The sequence below is a fragment of the Microbacterium sp. NPDC056003 genome (assembly GCF_042274785.1).
Classification (GTDB): Bacteria; Actinomycetota; Actinomycetes; order Actinomycetales; family Microbacteriaceae; genus Microbacterium.
On sequence record NZ_JBHJXQ010000001.1, the window covers coordinates 1 to 24,675 of the forward strand.

Sequence of the window (24,675 nt, forward strand, 5' to 3'; positions counted from 1 at the left end):
CCGGCTACCCGTCGACGCCTTGGTGAGCCATTACCTCACCAACAAGCTGATAGGCCGCGAGCCCATCCCAGACCAAAAAATCTTTCCAGCAGCTGAAGATGCCTCCGCTGCTCGTATCCAGTATTAGACGCCGTTTCCAGCGCTTATCCCAGAGTCCGGGGCAGGTTGCTCACGTGTTACTCACCCGTTCGCCACTGATCCACAGAGCAAGCTCTGCTTCACCGTTCGACTTGCATGTGTTAAGCACGCCGCCAGCGTTCATCCTGAGCCAGGATCAAACTCTCCATAAAAAATGTTTGCCACCACAACCCGGGAAAACGAGTCGAGCAGCGAGTTCGAAACTGACCAAACGGATGCCATCACTGACAATCCATACGCCAACCCCAAAAAGAGGCTGGACTTGATCCAAAGGAATCTCAACCGATCAAAAAATGACCGACGAGGTTAATTGGCATTTGACAAGTGCACGCTGTTGAGTTCTCAAGGATCGGACGCTCCCACCAACCAGCCACGCGGCCGGCCCGGCAGGGCAACTTCACAATCTTATCCATCCCGTTCCGTCTGTCAAACCGACGCGCCGAAGCCCACAGGCCTGCAGCAGCGATCGATGACCGCGGTCCACGAGAGGAAGACTCCCATTCTAGACCCGAAGGCCGGCAGCCTCATAGAGGAGCTTTCGAAAGGAAGGTGGTCCGCCGCTTGAGGGGGGTAAGGCTCTCAGCCTCTCCGCTTCCCTGTGGGGCGAACAACAAGAACATTACCCGGCCTCCCCCGCCCCGTCGAATCGGCCCCGCACCCCGGGCGTGTCGCGGCCGGGCCGCGGCATCCGCCCACTTCCTTCCCCTCGCCGAGAAGCCCAGATCGCACGGCATTCGCTCACGCCGTCCGCCTGTCGCGACCGCGTCCCGCGACGCAATCTCACCCCGGCGTGCGGCACGGCGCCGCTACCGTTGAGGCATGAGCGACGAGCGATGGGTGTGGGGCGTCGGCCTCGCGACGACGGCGGACGACGGCACGGTCCTGGACACCTGGTACCCCTCCCCCGAAGCGGGACGCATTCCGTTCGGGTTCGATCCCGCCATGCCGCCGGACGCGCTGGACCGCCTCGCGGTGCCCGACGCGCGCCGCGCGGTCACCGTCGAGGTGGTCACACTCGAGGTCGACCTCGACGCACCACCGGCATCGACGTCGGATGCCTACCTGCGACTGCACGCCCTGTCGCACCGGATCGTCGCCCCCAACGATGTCGACCTCGACGGGATCTTCGGCCACCTTCCCACTGTCGCGTGGACCAACGCGGGCCCGATGCATCCCGACGCCCTCACGCGTCAGCGCCCGTTCCTCGTGCGCGAGGGGATCCAGCTGCAGAGTCTCGACAAGTTCCCGCGGCTGCTGGATTACGTGACGCCGCCGGGAGTGCGGATCGCGGATGCCTCGCGCGTGCGCCTCGGCGCGTACCTGTCGCCCGGCACCACCGTCATGCACGAGGGCTTCGTGAACTTCAATGCCGGCACTCTCGGTCAGAGCATGGTCGAAGGCCGGATCTCGCAGGGCGTCGTCGTCGGCGACGGAAGCGACATCGGAGGCGGCGCGTCGATCATGGGAACGCTGTCGGGTGGCGGCACGCACAAGGTGTCGATCGGCGCCCGTACGCTGCTCGGCGCGAATGCCGGCATCGGCATCTCACTCGGTGACGACTGCGTCGTCGAGGCGGGTCTGTACGTGACTGCGGGCTCGAAGGTCGTGCTCGCGGACGAACCGCCGCGCGCCGATGGGTCGCGCGTGACGGTGAAGGGTGCGGAGCTGTCGGGGCTCGACGGCATCCTGTTCCGTCGCAACTCCCTCACCGGGGCGATCGAAGCCGTCCGGCGGATCGGCCACGGCGTGACGCTCAACGAGGCGCTGCACGCCTGAGCCGAACGGCGGCACCGCGTCAGTCGCGGATCCGCACCGACAGGCAGGTCACACAGCCCTCGAGCTTCTCGAACTCGCTGACGTCGACGGTGAGCACGTCGAGGCCGCGCGCCCGATGCTGCGCCGCCGTCACCGGGGCATCCGCCGACATCAGCACGGTCCGCGAATCGAGGACCACGACCGCTGTGCCGTGCTCCTCGGGCACCGGGAGGAACTGCGCGAACGCGCCAGGTGCGTCCACGAGCGGCGGGAAGCCGACCACGGTGCCGTCGGGCAGCGCCGTCACGCCCGACTTGAGGTGGAGCACTTTGCTGACCGGCACCGCGACGACATCCCAGCCGTCGGGCGCCAGTGCTTCCCGAAGCTGCGCGATCCCGTCCGCGTTCGTGCGCGACGACGCGCCGACGTACACGGTGCGCCCGACCTTGAGGACATCGCCTCCGTCGAGGGTGCCCGGTGTCTCGATGGTCGAGAGGCGGAGACCGGATGCCTCGACCGCCGCCCGCACGGAGCTCGACTCGCCGCGCCTCGACTCCGCGCCGGCACGGCAGAGCACGGCCAGGTCGCCGAAGACCACCACGGCATCCTCGACGAACACGCCGTCGGGATGGCCGTCTGCGGGGGTGACCTCGATCACGTCCCAGCCGCGGGAGCGGAAGACGTCGACGTAGGCCTCCCATTGCGTGTGCGCGAGCGCCGGATCGACCGGAACGCGGTCGAGGTGCGTGAGCTCACCCTCGGCGAGCAGCGGAGACGGACGACGGACCAGGAGCCGCGGCATCCGCTCAGCCACGCAGGATCGAGGCACGGGCGGCCGCGCGCTCGTCGTCTGAGATGACACCGCGTGCGTGGAGGGAGTCCACGTCGGACAGCCGCTCCTCGAGCGATTTGGCCGGTGCGGCGTCGTCGACGGCCGTCCCCGGGCGCAGGAGGTCGCTGTTGAGAACCTTGGCGGCCAGAGCCGCATCCACCGTGAGCGGATCGTGGCCCGCCTGCTTGAGGATCGCGTACTTGCGGACACCGACGTAGATCGAGAAGCCGATGCCGGCGACGACCACGATCGCGAAGAGCGCGAAGACCACCGAGAACTCGGCGGGAACGCTGGGAGAGCCGAAGCCGGAGTCGTCGGGGGGAAAGAAGTCCGCGCTGATCATAGCCACACCCTACTGCCCCGGAATGCCGTCACCGCGCAGCCCGTGCGCCGGACTCAGAGTCCGGGGTAGCTGCGCTCTCCCGCACCCGTGTAGAGCTGCTGCGGACGGCCGATCTTGGTCTGCGGGTCTGCACCGGCCTCCCGCCACTGCGCAAGCCAGCCGGGCAGGCGGCCGATCGCGAACAGCACGGTGAACATGCGCGTGGGGAAGCCCATCGCCTTGTAGATCACACCGGTGTAGAAATCGACGTTCGGGTAGAGGCGGCGGTCCTGGAAGTACGCGTCGTTGAGCGCGATCTCTTCCAGCTCCTTGGCCAGGTCGAGCAGCGGGTCGCTGACGCCGAGGGCCGACAGCACCTCGTCGGCCGACTCCTTCACGAGCTTGGCGCGCGGGTCGTAGTTCTTGTAGACGCGGTGCCCGAAGCCCATCAGCTTCACACCGTCTTCCTTGTTCTTCACCCGCTCGACGAAGCGCTGCACGCTCTCGCCGGAGTCACGGATACGCGCGAGCATGTCGAGCACGGCCTCATTGGCACCGCCGTGAAGCGGGCCGTAGAGCGCATTGATGCCGGCCGAGATGGACGAGAACTGATTGGCGCCGGTCGAACCGACGAGCCGCACGGTCGACGTGGAGGCGTTCTGCTCGTGGTCTTCGTGCAGGATGAGCAGTCGCTCGAGCGCCCGCGACATCACCGGGTCGACCTCGTAGACCTCGGACAGCACGCCGAAGTTGAGCTTGAGGAAATTGTCGACGAATCCGAGCGAGTTGTCGGGGTAGAGGAACGCCTGTCCGATGCTCTTCTTGTGCGCGTAGGCGGCGATCACCGGGAGCTTCGCGAGCATGCGGATGGTGTTCAGCTCGACGTGCTCGGGATTGTTCGGGTCGGACTGGTGCTCGTAGTAGGTCGACAGCGCGGACACCGCCGACGAGAGCACCGACATCGGGTGCGCCGTGTGCGGGAGCGCCGAGAAGAACCGCTTGAGGTCTTCGTGCAGCAGGGTGTGGCGGCGGATCTTCTCGTCGAACTCGGCCAGCTCGGACGCGCTCGGGAGCTCGCCGTAGATCAGCAGCCACGCCACCTCGAGGTACGTGCTGTTCTTCGCGAGCTGCTCGATCGGATAGCCGCGGTAGCGCAGGATGCCCTGGTCTCCGTCGATGTAGGTGATCGCCGACTTGGTGGCCGCCGTGTTGACGAACCCGTAGTCGAGAGCCGTGTGCCCCGTCTGCCGGGTGAAGGTGGAGATGTCCACGCTCGGCGCGCCGTCACTGCCCCGCAGCAGCGGGAACTCGGCGGTCGTGTCACCGATCGTGAGGGTGGCCTTCTCCTGCTGGGTGCCCGCTTCGCTCACGGCGCCTCCTCGCGATTTCTGGTCGTGCCGGGGGTGTCGTCCGCCTCGCGGACGCACAGGAGGCGTCTTCCGAGGACGGCAGCGGGGACGGGGAATGCCGCGCCGCCGCGTTTCCTACAGCCTAGTCCGCTCACGCGCCTACTGCGGACACAGCCAAAGGGCAGCCGCATCCGATGGAGGAAACCTCACGAAATCTCCGCCAGCCGCTCAGCCGCCGCGCCGATGCGCTCATCGGACGCGGTGAGCGACAGACGGACATGCTGCGGGAAGTGCGCTCCGTAGAAGTGCCCCGGCCCGGCCAGGATGCCGAGGTCGGCGAGGCGACCGAGGCTCTCCCACGCGTCGCGCCCCTCGGTCGCCCACAGGTACAGGCCGGCCTCGCTGGCGTCGATCCGGAACCCGGCCCCTTCGAGTGCGGGCTTGAGCAGCGCACGCCGGGCACGGTAGCGCTCCTTCTGCGCGGCGACGTGCGCGTCGTCGCCGAGGGCGACGACCATGGCCGCCTGCACGGGCGCCGGGAGCATGAGTCCGAGGTGCTTGCGGGCGGTGAGCAGGCGCGCGACGATCTGCGGGTCGCCGGCCAGGAACGCGGCGCGGTAGCCGGCGAGGTTCGACTGCTTGCTGAGCGAGTACACCGACAGCACGCCGTCGAGCGAGCCGCCCGTCACGCGCGGGTCCAGGGCCGACGGGACAGGGTCGGCGTCCCACGGCGCCGCCCAGCCGAGTTCGGCGTAGCACTCGTCGGAGGCGAGCACTGCGCCCAGTTCGCGAGCCCGGGCGACCGCCGCGCGCAGCTGCGCGACATCCAGCACCCGCCCGTCGGGATTGCCGGGCGAATTGAGCCAGACGAGGCGGGTCTCTGCGGGCCAGTCGGCGGGGGCGTCGGAAGAGAGCGGCGTCGCGCCGACCAGGCGGGCGCCGACCTCGTAGGACGGGTACGCGGCGCGGGGGTGGACGACGACGTCGCCCGGCCCGAGGCCGAGGAGCAGCGGGAGCAGCGCGACGAGCTCCTTCGAGCCGACGGTCGGCAGCACGTTCGCGGCGGTCAGACCGGGGACGCCGCGCCGCCGCTCGTACCATTCGACGATCGCCGCCCGGAGCGCGGGCGTGCCCATCGTCTGCGGATAGGCGTGCGCGTCGGTCGCCGCACGCAGGGCATCGGCGACGACGGTCGGTGTCGCGTCGACGGGCGATCCGACGGAGAGGTCGACGATGCCGCCGGGGTGCGCGCGGGCGCGATCCGCGTACGGCGCGACGGCGTCCCAGGGGTAGTCGGCGAGGTCCGCGACACCCATGTCAGGCCTCTGCTCCGCCGCAGCGCGTCACGGTGCCTGCGGGGGCAGCGCGGCGATGATCGGGTGGTCCTTGTGGATCACGCCCACCTTGGCGGCGCCGCCGGGCGAGCCCACATCGTCGAAGAACTCGACGTTGGCCTTGTAGTAGTCCTGCCACTCGTCGGGAAGGTCGTCCTCGTAGTAGATCGCCTCGACGGGGCACACCGGCTCGCACGCACCGCAGTCGACACACTCGTCGGGGTGGATGTAGAGCGAGCGGTCGCCTTCGTAGATGCAGTCCACCGGGCATTCGTCGATGCAGGCCCGGTCCTTGACATCCACACACGGAAGAGCGATCACATACGTCACGGTGCCAGTCTAGTTCTCTGCGAGAGGGCGGATGCGGTCGGGCCAGGCCACCACGATCGCCACGAGGATCGGCAGCGCCAGCGTCCACACGCTTCCGAGCGCACCTTCGGGTACGATGACGGATCCGCCCGGCCCCTTCCCCGAGAACACCAGGGTCGACGTCATCATGCCGAGTCCGGTCGCCAGCGCCGCCCATCGATCGGCGGTGAGGAAGCGGACCGCGACGAGCAGTCCGGCGCAGCCGACGATCGCGAGCACGAGACCGAGGGGGAACCAGCCGAGTTCGTACGAGTGCGCGATCGTGCCCGCCAGGCCGTAGACCGCGCCGACGAGGAGGGCCACGAACCACGTGCCCACACGGGCGGGGACGGAGGAGCGCACCCGTCGACTCTACTGCCGGGCGGCCCCGCGCCGGCCCGTCCTATGCCGCCCAGCCCCACAGCCGCAGCAAGGCCGCGGTGAGTGCCGCGGCGGCCACGACCACGAGGAAGGGCGCCCGGATCAGGAGCAGTCCGGCGGCGACGAGAACGGCAGGGATGCGGGCATCCACCACGATCGCCTGTCCGGCTCCGAGCGTCTGCACCGCCACGAGCGCCGCGAGAAGAGCGACGGTGAGAAGGTCGGCGATCCGCATCGGCCGAGGGGCCTCGACCCATTTCGGCGGCACGAGATAGCCGACGGTCTTGAGCGCCACGCACACGATCGACGCCACGAGCAGCGCGGTCCACAGGGTCACGGCAGTCCCTCCCGCTCGGCGACGTCAGGCGGCTCGTCTTCCGCCGACCCGATCGGATCGTGGGCGCCGAGCCAGTTGAACCAGCCGACGACGATCGCCACCGTCGCCGCGATGATCACGGGCAGCCCCGGCATGAGGACCGGAGTCAATATTGTGGCGATCACGGCGGCGGCGATCCCGACCACGATGGGCTGCCGGCGGCGCAGGCGCGGCCACAGCAGTGCGAGGAACGCGGCCGCGGCCGCGGCATCCAGCCCGTACGCCCGCGGATCACCGAGGACGTCGCCCAGCAGGGCGCCCGCGAGAGTGGAGAGGTTCCAGCCGATGTAGATGCCGATCCCCGTGACCCAGAAGCCGACAGTCCGCGCATGCTGGGTGGTCTGCGCGAGCGAGACCGCCGTCGACTCGTCGATCGTGAACTGCGCGGCCGCGGCCCGGCGCCAGAACCCGGTGCCGATCACGGGAGACATGCGCATGCCGTACGCGACGTTGCGAACCCCCAGGAGTGCCGCCGAGGCGATGGCCGCCGGCGCCGCGGCGAGCCCGCCTGCGCCGATGACCCCGACGAACGCGAACTGCGAACCGCCCGTGAACATGAGCAGGCTCATCACGCAGGTCTGCCAGACATCGAGACCGGATGCCACCGCCAAGGCCCCGAACGAGATCCCGTATGCGCTCGTCGCCAGCGCCACGCCGACGCCCTCGCGCGCCGCGCGGCGCGCTTCGCCGGCGCTGTGGACGTCGTCGAAGTGGGGATCGAGAGTCACCCGATCGATGCTACCGAGCGGCTCCCCCACGCTCCGCGGGCCGGTGCGACATGCGTGGCACGATTCCTGCCGAGGTTCCGCGCAGACGACGGATGCCGCGACCTGACGCTCGGTGAGGAGCGGCGGGTCGCGGCATCCGGTCGATGGCTACGCGTTGGCGTCCTGGCGCTTGAGTCGCGCGGTGGCGCGGCCGCGCTCGGTCGCGTTGAGCACGACCTTGCGGATGCGCACCTTCTCGGGCGTGACCTCGACGCACTCGTCGTCACGGGCGAACTCGAGGCTCTCCTCGAGCGAGAGCTGCCGGGGCGGAGTGAGACGCTCGAGCTCGTCAGCGGTCGACGACCGCATGTTGGTGAGCTTCTTCTCCTTGGTGATGTTGACGTCCATGTCGTCGGCGCGCGTGTTCTCGCCGACGACCATGCCCTCGTACACCTCTTCGGTCGGCTGCACGAAGAAGCTCATGCGCTCCTGCAGGGCCATCATCGCGAAGGGGGTGACGACGCCGGCGCGGTCGGCGACGATCGAGCCGTTCTGACGGGCCTGGATGTGTCCGGCCCAGTCGTCGTAGCCGTGGGAGATCGCGTTGGCGATGCCGGTGCCGCGGGTGGTCGAGAGGAACTCGGTGCGGAAGCCGATCAGGCCGCGTGACGGCACGACGAACTCCATGCGCACCCACCCGGTGCCGTGGTTCGTCATGGTCTCCATGCGGCCCTTGCGAGCGGCCATGAGCTGGGTGATCGAACCGAGGTACTCCTCGGGGGCGTCGATCGTGAGGTGCTCGAAGGGCTCCTGGACCTTGCCGTCCTCGCCCTTGCGCGTGACGACCTGGGGCTTGCCGACGGTGAGCTCGAAGCCCTCGCGGCGCATGTTCTCGACGAGGATCGCGAGGGCCAGCTCGCCGCGGCCCTGCACCTCCCACGCGTCGGGCCGGCCGATGTCGACGACCTTGAGCGAGACGTTGCCGATGAGCTCGCGGTCGAGCCGGTCCTTGACCATGCGAGCGGTGAGCTTGTGGCCCTTGACCTTGCCGACCAGCGGCGAGGTGTTCGTGCCGATGGTCATCGAGATCGCGGGGTCGTCGACGGTGATCGCCGGGAGCGGACGGACATCCTCGGGGTCGGCGATCGTCTCGCCGATGGTGATCTCCTCGATGCCGGCGATGGCCACGATGTCGCCGGGGCCGGCGGACTCGGCCGGGTAGCGGTCGAGTGCGCGGGTCTTGAGGAGCTCGGTGATGCGGGCGTTGGAGTGCGAGCCGTCGTGCCGCACCCATGCGACCGTCTGGCCCTTCTTCAGGGTGCCGTTGAAGACGCGCAGCAGCGCGAGGCGGCCGAGGAACGGGCTCGAGTCGAGGTTCGTCACCCAGGCCTGAAGGGGGGCCTCGTCGTCGTACGCCGGCGCAGGGACGTGCTCGAGGATGGCTCCGAACAGCGGCTCGAGATCGTCGTTGTCGGGCAGCTCGCCGTTGGCGGGACGGTTGCGCGACGCCGCACCGGCACGGCCGGATGCGTAGACGACGGGCACGTCGAGCAGCGCGTCGACGTCGAGATCGGGAACGTCCTCGTGCAGGTCGGACGCGAGTCCGAGCAGCAGGTCGTGCGCCTCTTCCTCGACCTCGGCGATGCGGGCGTCGGGGCGGTCGGTCTTGTTGACCAGGAGGATGACGGGCAGCTTCGCCTCGAGCGCCTTGCGCAGCACGAAGCGGGTCTGCGGCAGCGGGCCCTCGCTCGCGTCGACGAGCAGCACGACGCCGTCGACCATCGACAGGCCGCGCTCGACCTCGCCGCCGAAGTCGGCGTGACCCGGGGTGTCGATGACGTTGATCGTCACCGGGACGTCGGTGTGCGCGCCGCTGTACGTGATCGCCGTGTTCTTGGCGAGGATCGTGATGCCCTTCTCACGCTCGAGGTCGTTCGAGTCCATCGCGCGCTCTTCCATGTGCTCGTGCGATCCGAACGAGCCGGTCTGGCGGAGCATGGCGTCGACGAGCGTCGTCTTGCCGTGGTCGACGTGCGCGACGATCGCGACGTTTCGGAGGTCCGGACGGAGGGCGCGCGCCATGAAAGAGATCCTTGCAAGAAGTGGGAATGGCCGGGATGCCGACGGTCCAGCCTAGCGCAGGCAGCCGAAAGCGACCTGAGGGTGCGCACGCGCACGCCCAGGCCGCTTCCGGGTTGTCTCTAGTCCTGCTGCGCAAGCAGTGCGGCGCGCGCCTCGCGGCGGACGCGCTGCTCGGTCGGGTCGGGCACGGGGACCGCCGCGATGAGCCGCTGCGTGTAGGCGTCCTGCGGGTTGCGGAGGATCTGCTCCTTCGAGCCCTGCTCGACGATCTTGCCGTGCTGCATCACCACGATGCGGTCGGCGAGCAGGTCGACGACCGCGAGGTCGTGCGTGACGAAGAGCGTCGCGAACTGCTTCTCCTTCTGGATCTGCTGCAGCAGCTCCAGAACACGCGCCTGCACCGACACGTCGAGCGCGCTCGTCGGCTCGTCGGCAACGAGGACCTTCGGGTCGAGCGCGAGCGCTCGGGCGATGCCGATGCGCTGACGCTGACCGCCGGAGAGCTCGTGCGGGTACCGGTTGCGGAAGTCGCGGGGCAGCTCGACCATGTCGAGGAGCTCGGTCACCCGGCTGGAGATCTCCTTGCGGTCACGACCGGCCAGCTCGAGCGGCTCGCCGATCGACTCGCCGACGGGCCAGCGCGGGTTCAGCGATGAGCCCGGGTCCTGGAAGACGATGCCGAGCTTCCGGCGCACGGCGCGCAGCTGCTTCGGGTCGACGCCGACCATGTCCTGACCGGCCACCCGCAGCTGTCCCTCAGCGATCGGCACGAGCCCGACGATGGCGCGCGCGATGGTCGTCTTGCCGGAGCCGGACTCGCCCACGAGTCCGACGACCTCGCCGGGCTGGATCGAGAGAGACGCGTCGGCGACGGCCCGGAACGCCGGCACGCGGCCGCGCTTGGGGTAGTCGATCGACACGTTCTCGAGCAGCAGCGCCGCCGTGGAGTCGTCGCGGTGGCTCGCGTCCTCGGCGACGGCGGTGCCCAGACCGAGGTGCGGCACCGACGCCATGAGCGCCTTCGTGTAGGGGTGCTCGGGCGCGGTGAACAGCTGCGCCGCGGTGCCGTGCTCGACGACGTCGCCGTCCTTCATCACCATGACGTCGTCGGCCATGTCGGCCACGACGCCCATGTCGTGCGTGATGAGGATGATCGCCGAGTCGAGCTTCTGGTGGAGGTGGCGCAGCAGGTCGAGGATCTCGGCCTGCACCGTCACGTCGAGCGCCGTCGTCGGCTCATCGGCGATGAGCACACGCGGGTCGAGCGAGATCGACTGCGCGATCATCGCGCGCTGACGCTGACCGCCCGACAGCTGGTGCGGGTACGAGTTGTACGCCTTGGTCGGGTCGGGCATCTCGACGAGACCGAGAAGCTCGATCGCGCGGGCCTTCGCCTGCTTGCGGGTCATGCCCGGGCGGTGGGTGAGGATCGTTTCGGAGATCTGGAAGCCGATCGTGTAGACCGGGTTGAGAGCCGTCATCGGCTCCTGGAAGATCGCCGCGATACCCTCGCCGCGCACCTGGCGCAGCACCTCGTCGCGGGCGCCGACCAGCTCGCGGCCGGCGAGCTTCGCGCTCCCGGTGACACGGGCGTTCTTGGGAAGCAGGCCCATGATCGCCATCGAGCTCGTGCTCTTGCCCGAACCCGACTCACCGACGATCGCCAGCACCTTGCCGGGCATCAGGTCGTACGTCACGTGCTTGGCCGCCGCCGCCCAGCCGCCGCCCACCCAGAACTCGACTCCGAGGTTCTTGACGGACAGCACCGGGCCGCCCTCCTGCTGCGGGACGTGTCCGCGCATGCGGGCACCCTCTTTCATGCTCATCGAACCGTCTCCCGTGTCAGGATGGGCAGATGCCCGAACCGGTCACTTTTCGTCCGCGCGGCGGTCAGATCGTCGCCTGGGTGGCGATCGCGATCTGCGCCCTCGGTCTTGTCTTCATCGCCGTCACGGACGGCGTGCCCAGCCTCATCGTGTGGGCGTGGCCGATCGTGCTCGTGGCCTGGCTGGCGTGGATCCTCTACATCCGACCGCACGTGCTGATCAGCGAGGGCTTCATCGAGGTCGGCAACGTCTTCCGCACCCACCGGGTGCCGTGGGGCGACGTGGCCGACGTCGACTCGCGCTACGCGCTGACCGTCCACACGACCGGCGGCCGCAGCATCCGCGCCTGGGCAGCTCCCGCGCCCAGCGCTCGTCAGGCGATGACGACGAACCGCGAGGAGGTCGCCCGCACGCCCGGCGAGGGCGACATGCGCCGTCCGTCGGATGCCGAAGGCACCGCCAGCGGCGACGCGACCGCGCTGGTGCGCCGCACCCTCGAGCAGTACCGCCGCAGCGGCGGCAGCACCACGCCCGACGGCACGGTCTCGACGCTGAACACTCCGGTCATCGCGGTGACGGCGGTGCTGATCGCCGCCGCTGTGCTGAGCCTCGCCCTGCCTCACGGCTGATCACCCCGCTCGCGGCGTTCCTCGACGGCGGGCGGCTCGGGCAGCGCACCGCCGCCGAACTCGTCCATGTACCGCTCGTCGTCGGACGACGTCGGGCCCTCGACCATCTGCACGCCCTGCACCGACGGGATCGCCGCCACCGCACGATTCGCCTTGCGGCGGCTGACCTTGCCCTGCTGACGCGGGTCGAATGCGTCACGCAGACCGTCGCCGATGAAGTTGATGCACAGCGCCAGGATGACGATGAACAGACCCGGCCACCAGAACAGCCACGGCCGGGTGCGGAAGGCCTCGCGGTACTCGCTGATGATCTGCCCGAGCGACACATCGGGCGCCGTGATGCCGAAGCCGATGAAGCTCAGCGCGGCCTCCGTCAGCACGGCCGCGCTCATGAGCAGCGTGGTGTTGACGATGATGATGCCGACCGCGTTGGGCAGGATGTGGCGGAAGATGATGCGGCCGTTCCCGGCGCCGGCGACCCGTGCCGCATCGACGAACTCGCGTTCCCGCAGGGCGAGGAAGTCGCCTCGCACGAGACGCGCGAGACCCGTCCAGCTCAGCACACCGAGGAAGATGCCGAACACCACCGCGCTGCTGCCGCCGAGCATCTTTCCGATGATCGAGCCGATGACGATGATCGGGATGATGATGATCACGTCGGTGAAGCGCATGATCAGCGAGTCGGTCCAGCCGCGGAAGTACCCCGACAGTGCGCCGAAGAGCACGCCCAGGATCAGCGACACGATGCCGACGAGGAACATGACGGTAAGCGACTGCTGGGTGCCGCGCATGACCTGGGCGAAGATGTCCTTGCCCAGGGTGTCCTGGCCGAACGGGTGCTCGCCGAGAGCGAAGGGCCAGAGCGTCAGCGTGGGCTGTCCGCCGTTGACGACGGGATAGCTCGTCCACCAGTCCAGCGGCCACCATCCGGGGATGCGGAAGCCGTTGATGTCGAGCGTGCCGTCGCCGCTGGCCTGCAGCTTGCCGGTGCCGCCGATGACGGTGCCGACCGAGGTGAAGGCGAGGATGATGACGAGGACGAGGACGACCAGGGCGATCATCGCTCCGGCGTGACGGAAGAACCGGCGGCGCACCAGCGCGCCCTGGCTCAGGCCCGCGACGGCCTTCTGCTCGATCGACTGCTCGCTGCCGCGGTCCTGCGGCGCATCGGTGGGAATTGTCGTAACCATGGTCAGCTCACCCGGATCCGGGGGTCGAGGGCGGAGTACAGAAGGTCCGCGATGAGGTTGAAGATCACCGCGAGGATGCCTGTCACCACGAAGAAGCCCATAACGAGGTTGACGTCACCGGCGTTGAGGCCGTCGACGAACAGCGCGCCCATGCCCTTCCACGCGAAGATCGTCTCGGTGATGACGGCGCCGCCGATGAGGGCTCCGATGTCGAACGCGATGATCGTCGCGATCGGGATGAGGGCGTTGCGCATGGCGTGCCGCATGACGACAGTCCGCTCCGTCAGGCCCTTGGCCCGCGCGGTGCGCACGTAGTCCTGGTTCATGACCTCGAGCAGGCTCGACCGCGAGTAGCGGGTGTACGCGGCGATCGAGACGAGGGCCAGCGCGATCGTCGGAAGCACGAGGTGCGCGAACCCGTCGAGGATCTGGAACCACATGTCGCCCTTGAGCCCCGGGGTCTTCGCACCGATGGTCGCGATGACGCCGCTCTGGGGAATGCGGTCGACGTAGTCGGTGTAAACCAGCATGACCCGGTCGACGATGATCACGAAGAACGTGATGAAGCTCACGATCGCCGCCGTGCGGGCCGCTTCCTTCTTGCCGTCGCCTCCGACGAGAAGGCCCACGCCGATGCCGATGCCGATCGACACGAGGCCCATCAGGAACAGCATCCACCCGGTCGGCACGTAGAAGAACAGGTACTGGAGCGGGAAGTAGAGCGCCGCCCAGATGCCGACCACGATCAGCGCCGCGTACAGCGTGCGGCGGTTCGCGAGTCCTGTCGACAGCGCTGTCACGCCCACTGCGGCGCCGATGCCGGTGATGATGACTCCGACGATGCCGATCGAGGGGGCCGCGAACCAGTTCGTCGCGCCCAGCAGCGCCAGCATGCCGCCTGCGGCCACGAAGGCCGAGGCGAACGTGATGAGGCGCCGCTTCCAGGATCCGCCGATGATCGCCATGAAGATCAGGCCGGCGATCAGCCCCGTGAGAAGGATCGCTTGGATCGTGATCACCGGATTCGAGAGGAACTCATTGAACCGGATGGCACCGAACTCCTTGAGCAGCACGGCGATCCAGAAGATGGGGAGCGAGTAGACGATGAACGTGAGGAACGTCACCGAGTAGTCGAAGCCGCTGTACTGGCGGAGTGCCGTCAGGATGCCGATCGTGAGGCCGAAGATGATGGCCACGATGGTGGCCGCGGTGACCAGCTGGATCGTCGATGATGCAGCGGAGGCCACGGCCTCGGTCACGGGCTGGTTGCTTCGGGTGAAGGCGATGCCGAGATCGCACTGGCCGATGAAGCACTTGGCGGCGCCGCCGAGCCACGTGAAGTAGCGGACGGGAGCAGGGAGATCCAGCCGCAGCAGCTCGGTGCGGTTGTCGATCATCTCCTGACGGTTGGGGGCATTGCTGCCCTTGAGGTCTTGGAGGGGGTCGGTCCCGATCGCCGTCAGGTTGTAGACGATGAACGAGGCGACGAGGAGAACGAGGGCGATGGCGCCCAGTCGTCGCAGGATGAAGGTCAGCACGGAAGCCCTCTCGGATATGGGGCTGAAAGCATGATTTTACGTCCGTCCCGGAGCGCCGGTACGGCGCCCCAAAACTACTACGAGGGAGGCTGAGCGACACCTGTGTCTGTCGCGCAGCCTCGATGGACATGACTGTGGGTGCCAAGGGTTCGCCTCGGCACCCACAGTTCACACGATGTCTGCCGGGGTGGACGGCTCAGCCGCCCACCCCGGCATGGCATGGATTACTCCGCGCCAGCGCCTGCCGGGGTCCACTCCCAGAAGTTCCAGAAGTAGTCCGGGCTCAGGGGCATCTCCTTGACCTCGGTCACCTTGTCGCTGTTGACCAGCAGACCCGGGAACTGGAAGATCGGGAGCGTCGTGGCGCTCGCCCAGATGCCCGTCTCGGCCTGCTCGAGCAGGTCGGTCTGGGCGTCGTAGTCGGACGTGACGTTCAGCGTGTGGAGAGCATCGGTGACTTCCTCATCGCAGAACCCGTTGTAGTTGCCGCCCTTGGCCATCGGGTCGTCGTAGCAGGCGTAGATCTGGTCGGATCCACCCACGGCGAGGCTGGTCTGCGACCAGGCGAACAGCGTGGCGTCGTGCGGGTTGATCGGCTCGGCGGCCGGGTCGGTGAAGACCCAGTCGGGCTCGCTCTCGTCGACCAGCTGGAATCCGGCCAGAGCAGCCGAAGCGGCGATCAGCTCGTACTCCTGACCACGACGGACGTTGCCCTCGGGGTACCAGAAGCCGACCTCGACCGGACCGGTCACGCCGGCCTCGGCGAGCAGCGCCTTGGCGCCCTCGATGTCGACCTCGGCGTAGTCCGCCGAACCGTTGGTCTCGGTCAGGATCGGGTAGCGCTCGACGTCAGCCTGCGAGACGAGGTTGGTGTTGCGCACCTCGGCCTCGGGGTTGAGCGGCTTGATGATCTTGTCGACGATCTCCTGGCGGGGAACCGTCTTCAGGAACGCCTGGCGAACCGCGAGAGCCTTCGCCTCGTCGCCACCGTAGGTCGCGGGGTCGAACGGACCGCCGTTGTTGACCGTCAGGTCGACGTGCTCGTGCGACGCCTGGACACCGGTCTGCACCGTGGCGGTGTCGATGTCATTGGCGAGCTGGAGGATGTCGGCCGTGGGCTGACCCGACCAGATGTCGAGCTCGCCCGACTCGAGAGCCTGCAGCGCGGTGGTCGAGTCGGCGATCGTGCGGATCGTGATCTTCTCGAACTTGGGCGACGGACCCCACGTGAACAGCGGGTTCGCGGCGATCGAGATGTACTGGTCCTCGACGATGTCGTCGACGATGTACGGGCCGCTGGTCAGCGCGGCAGCCGGGCTGTCGGGCAGCGTGGTGTAGCCGTAGGCGTTGCTCCACGCGTCGCCCAGAGCGGCCAGGACTTCCTCGTCACCGTCGGTGATGGCCGTGACGACCTTCTCCTTGGCGGTCTCGGCGAACTCCTTGGCGGCGTCGCTGTACGCGGTGAAGTCACCCTCCTCGCCCGACTCCTTCCAGGTGTCGTACGCGGCCTGGACGTCCGAGTACTCGTCCGGGAACGCGAGCGCGTAGGTGCCGTGCGCCGAGACGCCCAGCGGTCCGACGAGCTCCCAGTCCACGTACGGCTCGTCGTAGACGAACGTGATCTCCTTGTCGCCGGTCTCCGGCGTCTCGGTGACCAGGCTGTAGCCGGTGCTGGCGGCGGGCGAGAACGCGTCGTTCACATTGCCCGAGATGGCAGCCCACTGCAGGAGCATGTCTGCCTCGTCGATCGGAACGCCGTCCGACCAGACGGCGTCAGCCGTGATGGTGTACTTGACGGTGAGCGGATCTTCGCTGACCTGCTCGTACTCGCCGAAGTCGGTGTTGCGCACCAGCTCGGGGGTGTTGTTGTAGTACGCGAACGAGGTGTCGGTCATGTACTTGACGTTGCCGTTGGCCGTGTTGTTGCCGGCCGAGCTGTCGTCGTTGAAGTGGAAGAAGCCCGAGTTGTACGCGGTGGTAATCTCGGTGCCTTCCACGACCTCGGACTGGTATGGGTTGCCGCAGCCGGAGAGCACGAGAGCTCCTGCCGCCACGACACCCACGCCCGCCATAAGACGCGCGATCTTCACATTTCCTCCTGTGCAAGGGTTGAGTGCCCAGCCTGTGGCAGCGCTGGACACGGACACGGACACACTAAGCACGCTCCGGGGGCAGGGCAAAACAGAACAGCAAACCGTTACATATCCTTAACTCAGCGCTACGTGGGTGTGACAATCTGACAACGTGCACGCTTTCGCGTCTGGGAATCTGCCCGACACCGGCCCCATGGACCGTGTGTCCCGAATACGTCTGAGATGGGAGATCGCGCTCGTCCTGCTGCTCTCCGTGGGGCGGTCGGCGATCTACGCGGTGCTGGGGCTGATCCAGGCGCTGCAGCGCGAGGCGGCCCTCGGCGACCAGACCACGTCGCTCAATCCCTCCGCCGGCGCGGAGGAGTTCTGGGACGTCCTGTACCAGTTCCTCGGGCAGGGATTCGCGCTCGTCCCGGTGGCCCTCGCGATCTTCTTCCTGTGGGAGCCCGGCATCTCCGCCTTCCGCCGCATCGGGCTCGATTTCCGCCGGTTCGGCGGGGACGTCGGCCGCGGGATCGCGCTGGTCGCGGTGATCGGCATCCCCGGGCTCGGCCTCTATGCGCTCGGCCGCGCGCTCGGATTGACCGTGCTGGTCGAGGCATCCCCCCTCGACGCATCATGGTGGACGGTCCCGCTGCTGCTGCTGGCGGCCCTGCGAGCCGGACTCACCGAAGAGGTCATCTTCCTCGGCTACCTCTTCGACCGGCTGCGGCGGCTCGGCTGGGGCTGGTGGGCCGTCATCCTGTCGACGGCGGCCCTGCGCGCTGCCTACCACGCCTACCAGGGCTTCCCGTCGATGGTCGGCAACTTCGCGATGGGCGTCGTCTTCGGCTGGTGCTACCGGCGCTGGGGTCGCGTCATGCCGCTCGTCATCGCCCACACGGTGATCGACGTCATCGCGTTCGTGGGGTACCCGCTCGCTGCTGCGCTGTGGCCGAGCCTCTTCGCGCCCGCCCCGGCCCCGTCGGGCACACCGACCCCCACCCCGACCGCCTAGGGCGACGGGATGCCGGGGGCCCGGCATCCCGTCACTCCTGCGTCTGTCAGGCGAAGGCCTCGATCGGCGGGCAGGCGCACACCAGGTTGCGGTCGCCGTAGGCCTGATCGATGCGGCGCACCGGCGGCCAGTACTTCGTGCGCACCAGCGAGTGGACCGGGTACACCGCGATCTCGCGCGAGTACGGATGCGTCCACTCGCCGGCCACGACGGACTCCGCTGTGTGCGGGGCGTTCGACAGCGGGTTGTCACCCGCGGGCCACTCTCCCGCCGCGACGGCGTCGGCCTCGGCCTTGATCGCGATCATCGCCTCGATGAAGCGCTCGATCTCGCCGAGGTCCTCGGACTCGGTCGGCTCGACCATGAGCGTACCCGCGACCGGGAACGACATCGTCGGGGCGTGGAAGCCGTAGTCGATGAGGCGCTTGGCCACGTCGTCGACCGAGACCCCGGTCGCGTCCTTGAGCGGGCGCAGGTCGAGGATGCACTCGTGCGCGACCAGGCCGCCCTCGCCCGCGTACAGCACCGGGTAGTGGTCCTTGAGGCGCAGCGCGATGTAGTTCGCCGCGAGCACCGCAGCCGCGGTGGCGTCCCGCAGACCCTCCGCGCCCATCATGCGGACGTACGCCCACGAGATCGGCAGGATGCTGGCCGAGCCGTGCGGTGCGGCCGAGATGGCGCCGCCCTCGAACACCCCGCCGGCGTGGTCCTTCCGCTGCGACAGCGGATGCGACGGCAGGTGCGGTGCCAGGTGCGCCTTGGCCGCCACCGGGCCGACGCCCGGTCCGCCGCCGCCGTGCGGGATGGCGAACGTCTTGTGCAGGTTGAGGTGCGAGACATCGCCGCCCAGGTCGCCGAAGCGCGCATAGCCGAGCAGGGCATTGAGGTTCGCTCCGTCGACGTAGACCTGGCCGCCCGCGTCGTGCACGGCCTGGGTGATCTCGAGCACGTCGTGCTCGTACACCCCGTGCGTGGACGGGTAGGTGATCATCAGCGCGGCGAGCTGCTCGGCGTGGGCCGCGATCTTCGCCCGCAGGTCGTCGAGGTCGACGTTTCCGGCCTCGTCACACGCGACGACGACCACCTTCATGCCCGCGAGCACCGCGGACGCGGCATTCGTGCCGTGGGCGGAGGACGGGATGAGACACACCGTGCGCTCGACGTCGCCGTTCGCGCGGTGGTAGCCGCGGATCGCCATGAGCCCCGCGAGCTCGCCCTGCGAGCCGGCGTTGGGCTGCAGCGAGACCGCGTCGTAGCCCGTGACCTCGGCCAGCCACACCTCGAGCTGCTCGATCATCGCGAGGTAGCCGTGCACGTCGGCCTCGGGGGCGAACGGATGCACGCGGGAGAACTCCGACCACGACACCGCAGCCATCTCGGTCGCCGCGTTCAGCTTCATCGTGCACGAGCCCAGCGGGATCATGCCCCGGTCGAGCGCGTAGTCGCGATCGCTCAGCTGCTTGAGGTAGCGCATCATCGCCGTCTCGGACCGGTGCGTGTTGAACACCGGGTGAGTGAGGTACTCCTCGGCCCGCGCGAGCTGCGACGGCACGCCGGCGAGCGGCGGGGCGTCCGCGTACGGGATGTCGCGCACGTCGTGCTCGTCGGCCTCGGGCAGCCCGAACGCCCACGCGACGGCCGCCAGGTCGTCGGCGGTGGTCGTCTCGTCGACCGAGACCCCCACCGTCGCGTCGTCCACCCAGAACAGCTGGTATCCCTTCGACCGCGCACGCTCGATGACGCGGCGCGACGGCCCGGGCGTGACCACGCGGATCGTGTCGAAGAACGAGTCCGACACGAGGTGCAGGTCGTACTCCCGCAGGCGCTGCGCGAGAGCCTCCGCCTTGCGCGCGACGTCGGTCGCGATCCCCTTCAGCCCGGAGGGGCCGTGGTAGACCGCGTACATCGAGGCCATGACGGCGAGGAGCACCTGCGACGTGCAGATGTTCGACGTCGCCTTCTCGCGGCGGATGTGCTGCTCGCGCGTCTGCAGCGCGAGCCGGTAGGCGGGGTGGCCGGCGGCGTCCTGCGAGACCCCGACGAGGCGGCCGGGCAGCTGTCGCTCGAGACCCGCACGCACGGCCATGTACCCCGCGTGCGGACCGCCGAAGCCCATCGGCACGCCGAAGCGCTGCGTGGTGCCCACGGCGACGTCGGCGCCCAGCGCGCCGGGCGAGCGCAGCAGGGTGAGCGCGAGGAGGTCGGCCGCGACGACGACGAGACCGCCCTGGTCGTGCACCGCCGAGATGACGTCGGTGGGGTCCCACACGCGGCCCGACGCACCCGGGTACTGCACGAACGCACCGAACACGTCGATGTCGGCCGGCGGGGGCGACATGTCGAACGACGTGTAGTGCAGCTCGATGCCGACGGCGCCGGCGCGATGCGCGAGGAGCGCCTTGGTCTGCGGCAGCGCGTCGGCGTCGACGAGGAACACGTTCGACGCCGATTTCGACGCACGGCGGGCGACGAGCATCCCCTCCACGACGGCGGTGGCCTCATCGAGCATCGAGGCGTTCGCGGTCTCGAGGCCGGTGAGGTCGGTCACCATGGTCTGGAAGTTGATGAGGGCCTCGAGGCGCCCCTGCGAGATCTCGGGTTGGTACGGCGTGTAGGCGGTGTACCAGGACGGGTTCTCGAGCACGTTGCGGCTGATCACCGACGGTGTGAACGTGTCGTAGTAGCCGAGGCCGATCATCGGCCGGGCGACGCGGTTCTGCGACGCGAGCATCCGCAGCTCGGCGAGAGCCTCCGCCTCGGTCGCCGCGGGCGGGATGTCGCTCGTCGAGCGCGGTGCGACCTGGATGGATGCCGGCACCGCGCGCTTCACGAGGGCGTCCACGGTGTCGTAGCCCAGTGCGTCGAGCATGACACGCTGGGCCGCGGCATCCGTTCCGATGTGGCGCTCGGCGAAGCCGCCCGTCATTCGTCGCCGCCGGTCAGGGCGACGTACGCGTCGCGGTCGAGGAGATCGGCCACGGCCGCGGCGTCGACCCTGAGCTTGACGAGCCAGCCGGCGCCGAACGGGTCGGAGTTGACCAGCGACGGGTCGTCGACGACCGCCTCGTTGACCTCGACGACCTCGCCGTCGAGGGGGGCGTAGAGCTCGCCGACCGACTTGGTCGACTCGATCTCGCCGACGACCGTGGCCGCGGTCACGTCGGTGCCCTCACCGGGGAGCTCGACGAAGACGACGTCGCCGAGCTTGTCGGCCGCGTAGTCGGTGATGCCGACGGTCGCGACGTCGCCGTCGAGGGCGATCCACTCGTGCTCGGCGGTGTACTTGAGGGTGTTGAGGTCGGTCATGGATTCCTCCGGTGGACGGGCGTCGGTCACTGGGCGCGACGGTAGAAGGGCAGGGCGGTCACGGTCGCGGGGATGCGGGTCCCCCGCACGTCGATGAAGAGCTCGGTGCCGGGCTCCGTGAGGGCGGGCGACACGAAGGCCATGGCGATGGGATGACCCAGGGTGGGGCTCAGCGCGCCGCTGGTGATCTCGCCCACGACGTCGTCGCCGTGCAGCACCGGGTAGCCCGCGCGTCCGGCGCGGCGCCCCTCCGACACGAGGCCGACGAGCACAGGCGCGTCGGCGGCGACGACGGACTCCAGCGCCGACCGGCCTACGAAGTCGACGGACTTGGTCTTGAGCGGCACGACGCGGCCGAGACCCGCCTGGGCGGGGATGATGTGGCGCGACAGTTCGTGGCCGTAGAGCGGCATGCCCGCCTCGAGGCGCAGCGTGTCACGCGACGCCAGGCCGGCCGGCACGAGCCCGAACGGTTCGCCCGCGGCGAGCAGGGCGTCCCACAGGGCGGGCGCGAGGTCGGCGTCCACACTGATCTCGAAGCCGTCCTCGCCGGTGTACCCGGTGCGGCTCACCAGCACGGGCGTGCCGCTGAAGCGCATGCCCATCGCCGCGTAGTACGGGAGGGTGTCGAGCGTGTGGCCCATGGCGAGCGCGTCGTCGTGCTCGAGGCCCTCGGCGGCCTGAAGGATCTCGCGGGCGCGCGGACCCTGCACCGCCAGCAGCGAGTCGGGCAGCTCGACGAGCTCGGCGTCGAAGCCCTGGAGCCGGTCGAGGAGGGCGGAGCGCACCGCATCCCGATTCCCCGCGTTCGCGACGATGAGGAACTGCTCCTCGGAGATGCGCGTGACGATGAGGTCGTCGATGATGCCGCCGTCGGGCGCGAGGATCATCGTGTACTTGGCGCGCGAGAGCTTCAGCGGCGCGGGGTCGAAGGCGAGCGCGTAAGCGAGGAACGCCTCGCGCTCGGGTCCGGCGACCCCGAACTGCGCCATGTGCGAGATGTCGAAGAGCCCGGCGGCGGTGCGCACGGCGTGGTGCTCGGCCAGGTCGGAGCTGTAGCGCACGGGCATCGACCAGCCACCGAAGTCGGTGAAGGATGCGCCCAGCGCGGCGTGGCGGTCGTGCAGCGGAGTCGTGCGGGGGTCGGTCATGAGTTCTCCCGGGTCGCGATCGGGCGGACGCCGGACGGCGCCGTGGAACTCCCCCTCTGTCATGGGCCTGAGAGTTTCGCCCGCAGCTCCGTGAGGAGGATGCGGGGTTTCACCTTCGGCGGATTCGAGCGTGCGTCGCTCGGAATCGCTTTCCAGAGTCGGCCGGATCCGGACGGTACGCGTACCTGAGAGATTGGCGGGGAGGCTTGCTCCTTCGGTGCTCGACAGCGTGCTGCCGAGGCTCTCCCGCCCGGGTCGTAGGCCTTGTTGACTTGCGCTGCCAGCATACCGGGCGACGGGGCCTCAGCCGGTGCAGCGTCCCGAAGAGACCGCGCCGGTCAGGGAGGGCGCCTCGGCGGCGACCGGAGTGAGCTCGGCCATCGTCATCGCGTAGCCGCGCTCGGCGTCGTTCTCCGCACGCGCGAAGACGACTCCCGCGACCGCTCCGTCCTCCGTCAGCAGCGGCCCGCCGGAGTTGCCGGGACGCACCGGCGCCTGCAGCGAGTAGATCTCGCGCAGCGCCGACGATTCGTCATAGATGTCGGGCACCGGGACGGTGCCGGTCGACAGCACGCCCGCCGGGACCATGGAGAACGGCCCGCCGAGCGGGTAGCCCAGCACAACCGCCGGCGAGCCCGCCGCGAGGGTCGGTGCGATGGGCAGCGCAGCCACGCCGAGGTCGTCGACGGCGATCACGGCGAGATCGTCGATCGGATCGAAGTAGACGATGCGCCCCTCGCGCGCCCGCACGCCCGGCAGCTCGACGACCGGCTGCTCGACGCCGGCCACGACGTGCGCGTTCGTCACCACCCGGTCGGGGGCGATGACGAAGCCGCTTCCCGTCGCGCTGCGTCCGCACGAGTAGGCGGTGCCCGAGACGCGGGCGACGGATGCCGCGGCCCGCGTGAGCTCGGGATCGTCGAGGTCGACGGGCTGCATGGTGACCGGTCCCGACTCGAGCAGATCGCCGAGGGCCGGCAGTCCCTCGTCGATCACGAAGCCGCGGAGCTCCGCCAGCGCGGCCGTGACGGGCGCCGGGGTCACGCGGTCGATCGTGCGCAGCACCGTCGACGAGGAGAGCGCGGACGAGACGATCGGCATGCCGGTCGCGGCGAGGCTCGCCCCGGTGAGCGAGATCGCAAGGGCGGCGACGACGACGCCCGCGACCCCGCCGAGGACGCGGTCGACAGCCCGCAGCGGCGTGCGATCGACCCCGCGGCGCAGCGCGGACCCGGCCAGCGCGCCGAGCGTCGCTCCGCCGAGGACGAGCGCTGCGGACGCGAGCAGCACGACGAGAGGCCGCCACTGCTGCCACGGCCAGGCGTCGTTGATCAGCGGCACGAGCCAGTAGGCGGCGAATCCGCCCGCGGCCAGCCCGAGCAGCAGTCCGACGCTGCCCGTGAGCCCGCGGCCGAGGCCCACGACCAGCCCGACGACGAGGAGGACGATGAGCACGATGTCGACGACGGACATGCATCCTCCTGCGGGTGATCGGCGCTCTGCCGAGAGCGCCAGGCTACGCATCGAACCTGTGTGACGACCCTCATTTGCCCTTCGTGTCACGATGACACTAAGATGAAGTCGGAGTAAGAGTCATCATGACAAGAACCAGCGCCCTCACCCCCGCCCCCACCGCCGACGTCGCGGTCGAGCCGACGCGCGTCGCGGTCTCGACGGTGATCTTCACGTTGCGGCGCCTGCCCGGCAGCGAGACCGCGAGCGTGGTGCTCCCCCTTGTGCGCCGCACGCGCGATCCGCACGAAGGCCTGTGGGCGCTTCCCGGCGGCTGGCTCGACGCGGCGGAGGGGCTGGATGCCGCGGCATCCCGCACCCTCGCCGAGACGACCGGGCTGGCGCCGAGCTATCTCGAACAGCTCTATGCGTTCGGTGCCGTCGACCGCTCCCCCAGCCGGGTCGTGTCGATCGTCTACTGGGCGCTCATCCGCCCCGACGAGATGACCGATGCGAGCGACGAGAATGTGCAGTGGTTCGATGCCGCCTCCCTTCCCCGGCTCGCGTTCGACCACAACCAGATCGTGGACTACGCGCTGTGGCGCCTCCGCAACAAGGTGGGCTACAGCCGCATCGCGCACGGCCTCCTCGCCGACGAGTTCACGCTCGCCGAACTCCGCGAGGTGTACGAGGCGATCCTCGGCCGACGCCTCGACCCCGCGAACTTCCGCCGGCAGGTCGAGAACTCCGGAACCCTCATCCCGACCGACCGCTTCCGCACCGGCAGCCACCGACCCGCACGGCTGTACCGGTACAACCAGGACGTCGAACTGGCCGATCGCGGCCCGCTCGACCGCCGCCAGTGAAAG

Annotated in this window: 21 protein-coding genes, 1 rRNA gene and 1 riboswitch; of the genes, 4 read left to right on the top strand and 18 right to left on the bottom strand. The window is 69.1% G+C overall.

The annotated features are described in order from the left end of the window. Positions 1 to 290, bottom strand: a 16S ribosomal RNA gene (locus ACFC1W_RS00005); the annotation flags it as partial. 667 nt (positions 291 to 957) lie between these two features. Here ACFC1W_RS00005 and dapD point away from each other — a divergent pair. Next, the gene (dapD, locus tag ACFC1W_RS00010; protein ID WP_375987268.1) at positions 958 to 1,914 is read left to right on the top strand and encodes a 2,3,4,5-tetrahydropyridine-2,6-dicarboxylate N-succinyltransferase; all 957 of its coding nucleotides are present in this window, start codon (positions 958 to 960) and stop codon (positions 1,912 to 1,914) included. Positions 1,915 to 1,933: 19 nt separating this feature from the next. Here the strand turns inward: dapD and ddaH are convergent, their stop codons facing one another. The 10 genes from ddaH to ACFC1W_RS00060 form a co-directional block, all read right to left on the bottom strand. Beyond that, positions 1,934 to 2,695, bottom strand: coding sequence for a dimethylargininase (ddaH, locus tag ACFC1W_RS00015; protein WP_375987270.1), 762 nt, complete (start codon positions 2,693 to 2,695; stop codon positions 1,934 to 1,936). Between the two features lie 4 nt (positions 2,696 to 2,699). After that, positions 2,700 to 3,068 (bottom strand): SHOCT domain-containing protein, encoded by a 369-nt coding sequence (locus tag ACFC1W_RS00020; RefSeq protein WP_375987272.1) that lies wholly within the window; start codon positions 3,066 to 3,068, stop codon positions 2,700 to 2,702. Between the two features lie 53 nt (positions 3,069 to 3,121). After that, complete coding sequence (locus tag ACFC1W_RS00025; RefSeq protein ID WP_191767222.1) at positions 3,122 to 4,417, bottom strand: citrate synthase; 1,296 nt, start codon at positions 4,415 to 4,417, stop codon at positions 3,122 to 3,124. A 185-nt stretch (positions 4,418 to 4,602) separates the two neighbouring features. Continuing rightward, positions 4,603 to 5,712, bottom strand: a complete 1,110-nt coding sequence (dapC, locus tag ACFC1W_RS00030) for a succinyldiaminopimelate transaminase (protein WP_375987274.1) — start codon at positions 5,710 to 5,712, stop codon at positions 4,603 to 4,605. Positions 5,713 to 5,739: 27 nt separating this feature from the next. After that, positions 5,740 to 6,060, bottom strand: a complete 321-nt coding sequence (gene fdxA / locus ACFC1W_RS00035; RefSeq protein WP_191767224.1) for a ferredoxin — start codon at positions 6,058 to 6,060, stop codon at positions 5,740 to 5,742. Positions 6,061 to 6,069: 9 nt separating this feature from the next. Continuing rightward, on the bottom strand, positions 6,070 to 6,441 hold the full coding sequence (locus ACFC1W_RS00040) for a DUF6113 family protein (RefSeq protein ID WP_375987277.1): 372 nt from the start codon (positions 6,439 to 6,441) through the stop codon (positions 6,070 to 6,072). Positions 6,442 to 6,481: 40 nt separating this feature from the next. Continuing rightward, positions 6,482 to 6,796, bottom strand: a complete 315-nt coding sequence (locus ACFC1W_RS00045) for an AzlD domain-containing protein (protein ID WP_375987279.1) — start codon at positions 6,794 to 6,796, stop codon at positions 6,482 to 6,484. Continuing rightward, positions 6,793 to 7,563: an AzlC family ABC transporter permease gene (locus ACFC1W_RS00050; RefSeq protein WP_375987281.1), complete on the bottom strand. Its 771-nt coding sequence runs from the start codon at positions 7,561 to 7,563 to the stop codon at positions 6,793 to 6,795. The genes ACFC1W_RS00045 and ACFC1W_RS00050 overlap by 4 nt, the downstream gene beginning before the upstream one ends. Before the next feature lie 147 nt (positions 7,564 to 7,710). After that, positions 7,711 to 9,624 carry a translational GTPase TypA gene (gene typA / locus ACFC1W_RS00055; protein WP_375987283.1) on the bottom strand — a complete coding sequence of 638 codons (1,914 nt, stop codon included), beginning with the start codon at positions 9,622 to 9,624 and terminating at the stop codon, positions 7,711 to 7,713. A gap of 119 nt (positions 9,625 to 9,743) precedes the next feature. After that, the gene (locus tag ACFC1W_RS00060) at positions 9,744 to 11,426 is read right to left on the bottom strand and encodes an ABC transporter ATP-binding protein (protein ID WP_375987285.1); all 1,683 of its coding nucleotides are present in this window, start codon (positions 11,424 to 11,426) and stop codon (positions 9,744 to 9,746) included. Positions 11,427 to 11,479: 53 nt separating this feature from the next. On the opposite strand from ACFC1W_RS00060, the gene ACFC1W_RS00065 reads away from it, so the two are divergent. Further along, complete coding sequence (locus tag ACFC1W_RS00065) at positions 11,480 to 12,079, top strand: PH domain-containing protein (protein WP_375987287.1); 600 nt, start codon at positions 11,480 to 11,482, stop codon at positions 12,077 to 12,079. Here the strand turns inward: ACFC1W_RS00065 and ACFC1W_RS00070 are convergent. The 3 genes from ACFC1W_RS00070 to ACFC1W_RS00080 form a co-directional block, all read right to left on the bottom strand. Next, the gene (locus ACFC1W_RS00070) at positions 12,070 to 13,269 is read right to left on the bottom strand and encodes an ABC transporter permease (protein ID WP_375987289.1); all 1,200 of its coding nucleotides are present in this window, start codon (positions 13,267 to 13,269) and stop codon (positions 12,070 to 12,072) included. The two genes, ACFC1W_RS00065 and ACFC1W_RS00070, sit on opposite strands and share 10 nt — an antisense overlap. 2 nt (positions 13,270 to 13,271) lie before the next feature. Then, the gene (locus ACFC1W_RS00075; RefSeq protein ID WP_375987291.1) at positions 13,272 to 14,807 is read right to left on the bottom strand and encodes an ABC transporter permease; all 1,536 of its coding nucleotides are present in this window, start codon (positions 14,805 to 14,807) and stop codon (positions 13,272 to 13,274) included. Between the two features lie 224 nt (positions 14,808 to 15,031). Continuing rightward, positions 15,032 to 16,897 (bottom strand): ABC transporter family substrate-binding protein, encoded by a 1,866-nt coding sequence (locus tag ACFC1W_RS00080; RefSeq protein ID WP_375987293.1) that lies wholly within the window; start codon positions 16,895 to 16,897, stop codon positions 15,032 to 15,034. A gap of 196 nt (positions 16,898 to 17,093) precedes the next feature. Between ACFC1W_RS00080 and ACFC1W_RS00085 the strand changes: the two genes are divergently transcribed. Next, positions 17,094 to 17,897, top strand: a complete 804-nt coding sequence (locus ACFC1W_RS00085; protein ID WP_375987295.1) for a CPBP family intramembrane glutamic endopeptidase — start codon at positions 17,094 to 17,096, stop codon at positions 17,895 to 17,897. Between the two features lie 46 nt (positions 17,898 to 17,943). Here the strand turns inward: ACFC1W_RS00085 and gcvP are convergent, their stop codons facing one another. The 4 genes from gcvP to ACFC1W_RS00105 all read right to left on the bottom strand — a co-directional run bounded on the left by gcvP (position 17,944) and on the right by ACFC1W_RS00105 (position 23,827). Then, the gene (gene gcvP / locus ACFC1W_RS00090; RefSeq protein WP_375987297.1) at positions 17,944 to 20,823 is read right to left on the bottom strand and encodes an aminomethyl-transferring glycine dehydrogenase; all 2,880 of its coding nucleotides are present in this window, start codon (positions 20,821 to 20,823) and stop codon (positions 17,944 to 17,946) included. After that, complete coding sequence (gene gcvH / locus ACFC1W_RS00095) at positions 20,820 to 21,203, bottom strand: glycine cleavage system protein GcvH (protein WP_375987299.1); 384 nt, start codon at positions 21,201 to 21,203, stop codon at positions 20,820 to 20,822. The genes gcvP and gcvH overlap by 4 nt, the downstream gene beginning before the upstream one ends. 26 nt (positions 21,204 to 21,229) lie before the next feature. Continuing rightward, complete coding sequence (gene gcvT / locus ACFC1W_RS00100; protein WP_375991322.1) at positions 21,230 to 22,354, bottom strand: glycine cleavage system aminomethyltransferase GcvT; 1,125 nt, start codon at positions 22,352 to 22,354, stop codon at positions 21,230 to 21,232. 163 nt (positions 22,355 to 22,517) lie between these two features. Continuing rightward, a riboswitch (glycine riboswitch) is annotated at positions 22,518 to 22,613 on the bottom strand. 44 nt (positions 22,614 to 22,657) lie between these two features. After that, on the bottom strand, positions 22,658 to 23,827 hold the full coding sequence (locus ACFC1W_RS00105) for a MarP family serine protease (RefSeq protein ID WP_375987301.1): 1,170 nt from the start codon (positions 23,825 to 23,827) through the stop codon (positions 22,658 to 22,660). A 125-nt stretch (positions 23,828 to 23,952) separates the two neighbouring features. Here ACFC1W_RS00105 and ACFC1W_RS00110 point away from each other — a divergent pair, with 125 nt between their 5' ends. Further along, a complete protein-coding gene (locus ACFC1W_RS00110) occupies positions 23,953 to 24,672 on the top strand; it encodes an NUDIX domain-containing protein (protein WP_375987303.1) in 720 nt (239 codons plus the stop codon). The last annotated feature ends 3 nt before the right edge of the window (positions 24,673 to 24,675 follow it).